Raw genomic sequence first — 11,906 nt, 5'->3', positions numbered from 1 at the left:
TTACTTTCTTTGACCATCATCAGATATCTTTATTAATCCACCATATAAACAAGTCAATTCACATCCACTATTTAATGCCAACTCTCCATTCAAATACACATCTTTTTCACCTTTTATCCATTTATTACATATGGATGGCTTACATGGTACTGGCTTCATCCCATTCTTAATAACTTCAGGATTTTTTTTGCTTTCGCATAGTGGAAATGGTGTAATATTTATATCTGGTTTATTATCTGCAATTGTAAGCATTACTTTTCCATGAAGTTCTAAGTTTTCATTATCTGGTGATTTATTTAGTACACTTTCTCCAATTGCCTTAGAGCACTTTATCTTAGCTTTATCCACGACATATGATATTCCCATGAATCATGCCCCCTTAATTAATTTTCACCTTTGTTCCATTAAGTACTATATTTCCGCCATTATCTAAAGTAACTTTTCCACCTTTATCACAACTAAGCTCTACATTATCTTTACCTGATACAACAACACTGTCTTCTGCTCTAATAGAAATATTTTCGCTTGCATTTAAACTAATACTTCCTCCAGATATACTTATTCCCCCTCCACTACTTAAAGTAATTGTTGCGCTATCATTAGCTGATATTGTAATACTATCTTGACTAAAAATTATTTTTTTACCATTTATAGTTGTTATATACTTAACAGATGGATCTGCATTTATCTTATGTATACAGCTTATTGCAAATGCTTCATTTTCATCATGAGTTGGGAAATATACTCTTGCCCTATCATTAATTTCAGGCATAAAATACCACCCACTGCCATCAGGTGATGCAGCTATAGTTGAATATTTAAACCAACAGTAATCACTATTTTCACCTTTTCCATCTATATCTAGTTTTACTTTTATTTGATCACTTGAAACATCAGTGACAGTTCCCTCTAATGATATTCCCTGTAATTTTTCATTGTATATTCTGCATTGATTTTGTCCTTGGCTAGTTTGTAAATCATAAGTAGTTTCTAATATTCCATCTTCTATTTCATAAGTTAATTTAGAGATATAAAAAAAATGCCCCTTAAAATTAACACAAGCACCTAATTCTAAAATATCATGACTTTTTACGTTATAATTTATATATTGATTTTCATCAGAATCTGGTAAATCATTTTCTTTAATTTTTTCATATTCCTTTATTAATTTAGTAACAGTATATTCATAAGCTTCTATACTTTTAGGGTATTCATCTGGTGTGCCTAAATAATAATGAACTCCTTCTAAAGTGCTATGTGGAAAAAGACCAACGTTATAATAAGATGCAATCCTTTTTACAAACTCCCAATCTGTTTCGTTATATTGAAGCCATACTCTATTTGTTGTTTGATAAGATATATTTATATTGCATGATCCGTGAATATATTTATTTGTGATACTTTTTATAAAATCATATATACTTAAATCTTTATTTTGAAAAGAACGTGTTCTTCTTGTAATGTCCATTAAATAAGTGTAGCTTTTAGCTTTTACATGCAATTCAAAATATTCTGAAACCCTCTTAATTTTTATTTCTGTGATTATTCCAAAATATAAAGGTTTCCTTTCTTCTCCTTCTAATGTATAAACTTCAATTGGAGTATTACACTTTGTATTAATATCCTTATCTTCTTTCTCTTGTGGTAATATCCCAACTAAATTTAATGTACTATGTTTATTGATTTCAGCATTTATCTTTAAATCCTTAATATAAAGTAACTCAAAAGTAGATACCTTTAATTCATTATAAGTTATAGCATCATTCATATTTAACCTCCTATATTTAGTTATCAATTAATTTAAATTGAATTTTTTATTATTTTATCTATTTATTTACATTTCGGTATTTTTATAGTATTCTTTAACTTTTTTAATAAATTTCCTTATGTTTTTTTAACAAAACTTAAATATAACTGTATTTTTTTATTATTTTCACTTTCACCTATTTATTAAAAAAACTAATTAATAATTATCAAAATAAAAAAGAACCATCACAAAATGATTCTTAATCACCTTATGATGGTTCTTTATAAATTTATTAGGTTCTGTTTTAAATATGTGTTGATATATGTAATAGACAAAACGGCATTGGAATTGGGCTTTGAGAATAGTTAAGTGAGAGTCAAAATTTTATATTTTGTTTCTCGAACTTACTCAGCGCAGTCGAGTTTCCTTTTTATATTCACATTTACTGCTTGTCTCAATTTCATATTGGGAGCAAGCTAAAATGGGACTATACTCATTTTAGCATTCCTAAGTTCAATTACTCTGTCCAATTTGTTTATACATATATCAACACTCTACTAAAATATAGCCTTATATTAAAATCGAATTAATGTTTATGTTTTAATATAATGAGAAATGGCATTGGAATTTGCTTTTTAGGTTAATGTTTGTGTTGCAAATAAATGTTGATATATTAAATAGGTAAAATGGCTTTGTAATTTGACTTTTAGAACCCTTAATGGATATTGTCCCATTTACTGCTTGTAACAATTTTACATTGGTAACAAGCTAAAATGGGACTATATATATTTTAGTGTTCTTAAGTCGAATTACTCTGTCCAGCTTTACCTATAAATATATCAACATGTGGCTACAACATAAACTATCCTTTATATTTTAGATAAAATTAAATTAGCTAACCCATGAGCCATTTCGTCTATTTCTGCTTGGTTTTCACCTTCTAGCATAACTCTAACTAATGGTTCAGTTCCTGATGGTCTTATTAAGACTCTTCCTACACCATTTAATTTTGCTTCTATTTCTTTAATAGCTTCAATTATTTCTGCATCTTCTAAGTATATGTTCTTTTTATCATTAGGAACAGTTGCATTAACTAAAACTTGTGGTAATTCTTTCATTACAGAACATAATTCTGATAATGTTTTTTCTTTCTTTTTAACTATTGCTGCAACTTGAAGAGCTGTAACTAGTCCATCTCCAGTTGTATTGTAGTCTAAGAATATAACATGGCCTGATTGTTCTCCACCTAGTACATAGTTGTCCTTAATCATTTCTTCAAGAACGTATCTATCTCCAACTTTTGTTTTTTCAAGCTTTATTCCTAATCCTCTACATGCAATATCTAATCCTAAGTTACTCATAACAGTTACAACTAAAGTGTCTTCTTTTAGTTTTCCTATTTCTTTTAGATAATTTGCACATAACATTAATATAAAATCACCATTTATTAATTTACCATTCTCATCAATTGCTAAACATCTGTCAGCATCTCCGTCAAATGCAAATCCTAAATCGCAGCCTTTTTTAACAACATACTCCATAAGTTCTTCTGGATGTGTTGAACCACAATTTTTATTTATATTAGTTCCATCTGGATTATCGTTAATCACAAAAACATCAGCACCTAAATCTCTAAATGCCTTTACAGCAGATTTATAAGATGCACCATTAGCACAATCTAATGCTATCTTCATTCCTTTTAAATTATAAGGAATTGTTTGCTTTGCAAATTCTGTATAATCCTCTAATGCAGCAACTTCGATTCTTTCTCTTCCTAAGTCTATTCCTATTGGACTTGGTACTCCTTCAAAATCACTTTCAATTACTCTTTGAATTTCGTCTTCTAATTCATCAGAAAGTTTATATCCTTTGTCATTAAAGAACTTAATTCCATTGTATTCTACTGGATTATGAGAAGCTGATATCATTACACCTGCATCTGCATCATATTTTCTTGTTAAATATGCAACTGCTGGTGTTGGAACTACTCCTAATATTACTGCTTCTGCCCCAACTGATAATATACCTGCAACTAAAGCAGACTCTAGCATGTCCCCTGATATTCTTGTATCCTTAGCTACTAATATTTTTGGCTTATGTGCGCCTTCTGTTAAAACGTATGCACCAGCTCTACCTAAGTTATAAGCCATTTGAGCTGTTAACTCAGTATTAGCAATTCCTCTAACTCCATCAGTTCCAAACATTCTATCCATATTTTTACCTCGCTTTTTTTATTATCTCATATATCTAATTACTATATTATTATGAAATAATAGTAAATTTGATAATTATCTATTTAAGTTGATAATTTTTTTAATTTTGTATATATAATAGTATAATGTTTTTCATCAATATTGACAATGTTTTAGGCCTATGTTGACAGATATATGTATTCATAATAAAAAGTATATAAACCACATTTTAATTAAAAGGCTTTATTTTAAATATGTGTTTATACATATATCAACATTCTACTTCTATTAAAATTCTACTAAAATATGCTATAAGCAATTTTTATTACTTATAGCATAATTCAATAAATTTATTTTTCTAATTTTCCTAAAATTGTCTTATAACCATCGCTGCCATAATTTAAACATCTATTTACCCTACTTATAGTAGCTGTACTAGCTCCAGTAACTTCTGCGATTTCAGTATAAGTTTTTTTACTCTTTAAAAGCATAGCAACATGAAATCTTTGGGCTAATGATTTTATCTCATTGATTGTAGCAACATCTTCAAAAAAATTATAACATTCATCTATATTCTCAAGTTCTAAAATTCCTTTAAACAATAAGTCTAATTCCTCACTTTTGATTTTCGAATCTGACGAACTCATTATCTCTCACCTCTTTAATTATTTCATCTTTAAATATTATAACTTTAACTTCTTTTCTTTACAACTTTAATATATAAAAGCATTAACTTTCTGTATTTCTTTCTCTACTTGGCTTAGTCATCTCTTTAAAGCTCTTAGTTCTCATATCATCATATATAGATTTTGTTGGAATAAGCCACACTTCTCCAGTACCTCTATATACATTAACAAAACCTTCACCACTTGTTATAGCACCTGTAATAGATTTAGACGATTTTTCTACTGAAAATTCAATATTTTCAGTTCTTAAAATTGCAAAATTCCCATCTACTTTTAATGTATCATCTATTAATATACATTTAAATATTTCAGTCTCTGGAACAGGAATTTCTAATGCTACTATTCCATTTCCGCTTATTTTAGTTTGACATAAACCTTCATTTCCTAAAAAAGCTGAAGATATATTTCTCTGTAATGATACTCCTACTTCTATTCCATTTTCACAAGCACAAAATAATCCATCATCTATAATTATTTCATCATCTTCTAATTCTATTAAAGCAAAGTGACCAAATGACGGTTCTAAAAATATTTCTCCTGAACCTTTATAAATTGGCTTGAACATAGTTTCACCAGTTAATTTACTGGTAATAAATTTCTTACCTAACCCAAATACGCCACCTATATCACTTTTAATATCTATATTACCTTTCATGTAACTCAAAAGACCTGATTCTAGCTTCACTGAGCTATCATCAAGTATTATTCTTATTTGTTTTAACTTTATCTTACTTTCATTAATTACATTTAATCCAAAAGCTGTTTCTAAATCTGTTGCCCCGCTTAAATCGTTATATTCTAAAATTTGAAATTTCGAATCATTTTCCATTTCAGTTAACATTGTTAGTTTGTTAGTTATATTTAAAGAACTTCTCAAAATAGTTCCCCCTTTAATATTATAATAATTATCTAATAACCTTGACTTTATTATCGTTTATTATTCATTTATACTATAGATTTGATCAATAACATTCCAAAGTCAGTTCTCAACTTCTTTAAATCTAAAATTATAATATGTGATGAATTTAATAGCATGTTTCAAATATATATACAATAGGTAAATTGACATTGTATATACAAACATTAAGCGAAAGCATAAAAGAGGTCATATCAAAATTTCTTTTGATATGACCTCTTAATATCTATCTTAGTAAATCTTAGCTTTTTCTTCTCCGTCAAGAACTCTTATAGCACCTTGTGCTAATGCTAATAATTCATCTTCTCCTGGGTATACAGTTACTGGAGCTATCCATTCTACATTTGATTTTAAATCTGGAACAAGTGTTGGTGAATATGCAATTCCACCTGTTAATAATATTTGATCAACTTGTCCATTTAATGCAGCTGCCATTTCTCCAATAGTTTTTGTTATTTGATAAAGGAATGCTTTATATATCTTTTCACATTCTTTATCTCCAGCTTCCATGTTGTCTATAACACCCTTAACATCATTAGTGTTTAAGTATCCAACAAATCCACCTTTTCCAACTATCTTAGTGTATACTTCTGATTCAGTATATTGTCCGCTAAAGCACATTTTAATTAAATCACCTACTGGTACTGCTCCAGCTCTTTCTGGTGAAAATGGACCGTCACCATCTAAAGCATTGTTTACGTCAACTACTTTTCCTTGTTTGTGAGCTCCAACAGAAACTCCACCACCCATATGGACAACTATCAAGTTTAAGTTTTCGTATCCTTTTCCGCTATCTTTACCATATCTCTTAGCTACTGCTTTTTGATTTAAAGCATGGAATTTACTCTTTCTTGGAAGTTCTGGAACTCCTGATAATCTTGCTACGTCATCTAATTCGTCAGTAACTACTGGATCTACTATAAATGATGGTATATTTAATTCATCACCAATTGATTTTGCTATTATTCCTCCAAGATTTGAAGCATGAGGACCTTGTACTCCTACTTTTAAATCTTCTATCATTGCGTCATTAACAGAATAAGTTCCGCCTTCTACTGGTTTAAGCATTCCGCCTCTTCCAACTATTGCACTTAAAGTAGTTATATCGAACTCTTTTTCCTTAAGAATATTTAATATTACATCTTTTCTAAATTGAAATTGATCATATATAGTTTCATATCTCTTTATTTCTTCATTAGTATGTCTTAATGTTTCTTCAAATAATTCTTTTTCGTTTTCGTAAACTCCTATTTTTGTAGAAGTTGATCCTGGATTAATAATTAATAATTTATATGACATTAAATAATACCCCCAAAATAATCTTATTTAGCGTTTTCAGCAACTAATGCTGCTAAAGCTATAGAATTTACTTTTGTTTCAAATTTATCAGCTCTTGAAGTTAAGATAACTGGTGCTGATGTTCCAACTAGTAGACCACCACTCTTACTCTTTGATGTGTAAGTTAAACATTTATACATTACATTACCTGTTTCTATATTAGGTAATAATATGATATCTGCTTTTCCTGCTACTGGTCCTGTAATACCTTTATGATGAGCTGCTTCTTCTGATAAAGCATTATCTAATGCTAGAGGTCCATCTATTATGCAACCTTTTATTTGTCCTCTGTTATTCATAGTAGTTAATAATGATGCATCTATTGTTGCAGGCATATCTGGATTAACAACTTCAACTGCACATACTGGAGCTACTTTTGGAACTTCTATTCCACAAGCATGAGCTACTGTTACAGAATTATTTACAATTTGAATTTTAGCTTTTAAATCAGGGTAAGTATTAAATGCAGCATCTGTTAAGAATATTAATCTGTCTATATCTTCAATTTCAAAAACTGATACGTGAGACATAACTTTACCTGTTCTAAGACCTATTTCTTTGTTAAGAACACTTCTTAAGAATGTTGCTGTATCTACTAAACCTTTCATAACCATGTCTGCTCTTCCGCTTGATACTAATTGAACAGCAAATAATGCTGCTTTTTTAATATCTGGTTCATGAATTATTTCAAATTGAGTTAAATCCATTTTTATTTTTTCTGCTATTGCTCTTATTTTTTCTTGATCCCCAACTAATATTGCATCTGCTATTCCTTTTTCCTTAGCCGCCATTACTGCTTCTAAAACTGGTTCATCTTGTGCTACTGCTACTGATAACTTTTTCTTTTTAGTTGCTTTTAATTTAGATAATAAATCATCAAAGTTTTTACTCATTATACATGCACCTCTTATTCTAATAATAATTATTCTGTCTATATTTAACTTTAATTTTTCTTCTTAGTTTTTAATTAAAATACATTTTTTACTTATTACCTTTATTGTAACAAAAAATAACTTAATATTGCCCTTTTTTAGAATATTAAGACTATTTAATTAAATTAGAAAATTTAACAAGTAAATTGATTTATTATCATCTGTGCTACCTTAACTCCATCAACTGCTGATGAAGCTATTCCTCCTGCAAATCCTGCTCCTTCTCCCGCTGGATAAAGGCCTTGCACCGTTATGCTTTCAAGTGTTTTGCTTCTGTGAATTCTAACTGGAGCTGATGTTCTAGTTTCTATTCCTGTTAAAACTGCATCTTCCATTCCGTATCCTTCTATTTTTTTTGAAAAATTTTGTATACCTTCTTTTATTCCTTCTACAACATAACTAGGTAAACATTCTTTTAATTCTTTAAATTCATATCCAGGTGAATAACTTGGAATAACACTTCCAAGCTTTGTACTAGGTCTATCATTCATAAAATCTCCTAGCAACTGTATTGGTGCTTTATAATTTCCTCCACCTAATTTAAATGCTAAACTTTCATAATGTCTTTGAAATTCCATTCCTCTTAAAGGTGAATCGCCCTCAAAATCATCTGTAGAAACTGTTACAACTAATGCTGAATTGGCATTAGCTAAGTTTCTAGCATGATAGCTCATTCCATTAGATACAAGTCTTCCTTCCTCTGAAGCTGAAGCTACAACAGTTCCTCCTGGGCACATACAGAAAGAATATACCCCTCTTTTTAAGTTGTCACTTTGATAAGTTAATCTATATTCTGCTGAACCTAACCTTGGATGATTATGATATTCTCCATATTGACTAATATTTATTAACTCTTGAGGATGTTCTATTCTAACTCCTATTGCAAAAGGCTTAGCTTCCATGGAAACTCCTCTTTCATATAGCATTTCATATGTATCTCTTGGACTATGTCCAATGGCTAAAACTAAAGCTTCACAATCTAGTTCCTTTCCATTGATAGTTATACTTTTTAATTTATTATTTGCATATCTTATATCTTCTAATTTAGAATTAAAATGAATTTCTCCACCAAGTTCCTTGATTTGTTCTCTTATGTTTTTTACAACGCCCTTTAAAATATCTGTTCCAACATGTGGCTTTCCTAAATATTTAATTTCTTCTGGTGCTCCAGCCTTTACAAGCTCATCTAATATATAAGCACATTTAGGATCCTTTATTCTCGTTGTTAATTTTCCATCAGAAAATGCCCCTGCTCCCCCTTCACCAAATTGAACATTTGATTCAATATTTAACTTTCCATTTTCCCAAAAACTTTTAACAGCATTTGTTCTGCTATCAACATCTTCTCCTCGTTCAAATACAATTGGCTTATATCCATTCTTAGCTAAAGTTAATGCTGCAAACATTCCAGCTGGTCCAAAGCCTACTATAACAGGTCTATGATTTAGCTTAGCATCACCTTTTTCAATCTGTAGGCCTTTGTCATCTTCTTGAAGTCTTACATCATTATCTTTTATTTTAGATACTATTTTTTTTTCATTATCGCACTTTATATCCACACAATAATTAAACTTTATTTCATTTTTCTTTCTTGCATCTAAACTTTCTTTTATTATTGTTAATTTTTTTATATCTTTATCAGATATTTTTAGTTTTTTACATATTTTTTTTACTAATACTTCTTTATTATCATCTATACTTAAAGTTAAATTATTTATTCTTATACTCATATGTATTCTCCTATTTTGCTTTTAATAATTTATGTTTTGTTAAATGTTGATATACGCAATATACAAAGTGACCTTCTAATCACTCAGTCCACTTTACTTATGCATATATAAACCATTTATTAAAACACATTTCAATTACAAGTTTAACCGATTATAACATAAAAAATAGCCACAATTAAATAAGTTGTGGCTATTTTCATTATTTATTTTTTAAAACTATCTGAACCTCATCTACTGATAATATATTAAAATCTGTCCTATTGTTAATACTGATAACAGAAGGTTTATAAGTGTACGTACCTTCTTCGCTTATATTTGATAAATCTACCGTAGCCTTAAGTTCTGTCTCCGTTATACCATTTATAACTGATTCCAATCCTGAGATACTTACATTAGCCGTGGATTTTGAAGAATCAATAATTAAATTAGGATTTAAGTTAGTGTATTCAACTGCACATGAAATATTCTTTGTTACCTCTTGTGCTTTTTTAACTGAAAATTTCACTTTAACATTTTGGCTATTCTCTTGCATAGTAACCCCATCTGGTAAGTTTAAATTTGTATTTACTTCAGCATCAGCAGTAATGTTACTTATATCAATTTCTTGTGTATCTATAGAATTTATACTATTTAATATTCTATCCTCACCTATAATATGAACTGATTTAGGTTCTGCAACCATACTTTCTATAGATATACCCTCATTTGAATTTCCTGTAGTTTTTATATTTATAGGTACTGTTTTCCCATTATTAACTTTTATATTTAACTCAGCTTCATCAGCATTAGAAGTAATTCCTTTAACTTCTTTATTATCTTTAGTTACAAATTTAATAGGGAATTTTTTATTAATATCTTTTTCTATATTTTCTATATTTCCTACAAGAATGCCTCTATCAACTTTATTCACTTGGCTTTCTGGACCAGATATAGTTGCCTTTTGTGGAGATACAGTTAAATCTTTTTTATAGATATTTTCTTTATAAGTTATATTAACTTGAGATTTTAATGCAACGTCTTTTGTTATTAATGTTTCTAGCTTTATCTTTATCCCTAAAAATCCATTGTTTTTTATATTTATATTTTGAGGATAACTTACTATTTGAATAGGGATTATATTTTCTCCATTTTTTAACGCATATGAACTCATATCCGCTGTTAATTTAAAAGAATCTTTTTTTGCTTTTGTTATTTCACTTGTAGCTCCCTCTAAAGTTAAATCAACTGTAAAACTTTCATCCCCTACTATAGCTAAATTAGACGTTGAAATACTTTCTCTATTTATAAGTTCTACTGGTACTCCCTTTAATTCATAGGTTCTTACCGGGTTTTCTACATTTGATATATACAGCCATAGACCAAAAGATAAAAGTAAACAAATAAGCTTCGCTACTAATGATTTATTTTTATTCCCTTTACCCATGATCTCACCCTCTCTTTAGCATCCTTTACATTTTTTTTATTTTTATTTCTATTTTCAATTATATTTGATAATATATTTCTCAATCTTTCTTTATCGTATCCTCTACTTAATTTACCATTTATAGCTAATGAAACCACTCCAGTTTCTTCAGATACAATGATTATTAAAGCATCGGAAACTTCTGAAAGTCCTAATCCTGCTCTATGTCTAGTACCTAACTTTTTATTAATATTATTATTATTAGTCAAAGGAAGAACACATCCTGAGGCTAATATTTTATTATTTCTAATTATTGTTGCTCCATCATGTAGTGGTGTATTCACTACAAAAATATTTTCTAAAAGATTTGAACTTACATTTGCATCTAATATTGTTCCTGATGAAACTATCTCTGCAAGACCTGTTTTTTGTTCCATTACTATTAATGATCCTGTTTTAGTTTCTGATAAATTCTGTACAGCATTAACTATTTCATTTATAGCTATATTTATACTTTCTTTGTCATTAGCATAATGTACATCTTCAAAAGCTGATCTACCTATATGCTCTAGTCCTCTTCTAATCTCTGGTTGAAAAATTATAATTACAGATAATACCCCAATTGTAAGTGTCTTATTTAAGATAAAATACAACATATCTAATTTTAATAAATAACTTATTGGTATTAACACTATGATTAATGCTATACCCTTTAATAATTGTTCTGCTCTTGTTTCTTTAATAAGCATATACCCTTTATAAAATATATAGGAAACTACCAATATATCTAGTATTGACCATAAAGATATATTACTTAAACTTTTTATTATTAGTGATATAAAATCTTGCAACACTATCACCTCCACCTTTTGTATATATATAAAATTATACATCAAAACCTTAATTATTATATATAGAGAGAATTACTATTTTATTAAAAATTCATTATTTTTATAATAATTT

General features: G+C 28.7%; 10 protein-coding genes. All 10 read right to left on the bottom strand.

The window, feature by feature from the left end; translation table 11 throughout:
- Positions 1–366 (bottom strand): DUF4280 domain-containing protein, encoded by a 366-nt coding sequence (locus RYM86_RS03755; RefSeq protein ID WP_315077916.1) that lies wholly within the window; start codon positions 364–366, stop codon positions 1–3.
- Positions 367–379: 13 nt separating this feature from the next.
- On the bottom strand, positions 380–1,768 hold the full coding sequence (locus RYM86_RS03750) for a phage baseplate assembly protein V (protein ID WP_315077915.1): 1,389 nt from the start codon (positions 1,766–1,768) through the stop codon (positions 380–382).
- Positions 1,769–2,616: 848 nt separating this feature from the next.
- Positions 2,617–3,960, bottom strand: coding sequence for a phosphoglucosamine mutase (glmM, locus tag RYM86_RS03745; protein ID WP_315077913.1), 1,344 nt, complete (start codon positions 3,958–3,960; stop codon positions 2,617–2,619).
- A 329-nt stretch (positions 3,961–4,289) separates the two neighbouring features.
- A complete protein-coding gene (locus RYM86_RS03740; protein ID WP_315077912.1) occupies positions 4,290–4,586 on the bottom strand; it encodes a YerC/YecD family TrpR-related protein in 297 nt (98 codons plus the stop codon).
- An 82-nt stretch (positions 4,587–4,668) separates the two neighbouring features.
- A complete protein-coding gene (locus RYM86_RS03735; protein ID WP_315077911.1) occupies positions 4,669–5,502 on the bottom strand; it encodes an AIM24 family protein in 834 nt (277 codons plus the stop codon).
- Between the two features lie 270 nt (positions 5,503–5,772).
- The gene (buk, locus tag RYM86_RS03730; protein WP_315077910.1) at positions 5,773–6,840 is read right to left on the bottom strand and encodes a butyrate kinase; all 1,068 of its coding nucleotides are present in this window, start codon (positions 6,838–6,840) and stop codon (positions 5,773–5,775) included.
- 23 nt (positions 6,841–6,863) lie between these two features.
- Entirely contained in the window at positions 6,864–7,772 is a 909-nt protein-coding gene (gene ptb / locus RYM86_RS03725) for a phosphate butyryltransferase (protein WP_315077909.1), read from the bottom strand.
- 173 nt (positions 7,773–7,945) lie between these two features.
- Positions 7,946–9,541 (bottom strand): FAD-dependent protein, encoded by a 1,596-nt coding sequence (locus RYM86_RS03720; protein WP_315077908.1) that lies wholly within the window; start codon positions 9,539–9,541, stop codon positions 7,946–7,948.
- Between the two features lie 199 nt (positions 9,542–9,740).
- A complete protein-coding gene (locus RYM86_RS03715; RefSeq protein ID WP_315077907.1) occupies positions 9,741–10,964 on the bottom strand; it encodes a CdaR family protein in 1,224 nt (407 codons plus the stop codon).
- Positions 10,934–11,794, bottom strand: coding sequence for a diadenylate cyclase CdaA (gene cdaA, locus RYM86_RS03710; protein ID WP_315078107.1), 861 nt, complete (start codon positions 11,792–11,794; stop codon positions 10,934–10,936). The genes RYM86_RS03715 and cdaA overlap by 31 nt, the downstream gene beginning before the upstream one ends.
- Between the last annotated feature and the right edge of the window lie 112 nt (positions 11,795–11,906).

Origin of the sequence: uncultured Clostridium sp., from assembly GCF_963527835.1 — a bacterium.
In the GTDB taxonomy this organism is placed as follows: Bacteria; Bacillota; Clostridia; order Clostridiales; family Clostridiaceae; genus Clostridium.
The sequence above is the reverse complement of the archived record's forward strand: the minus strand, read 5'-3'. Positions and strand labels throughout refer to the sequence as shown.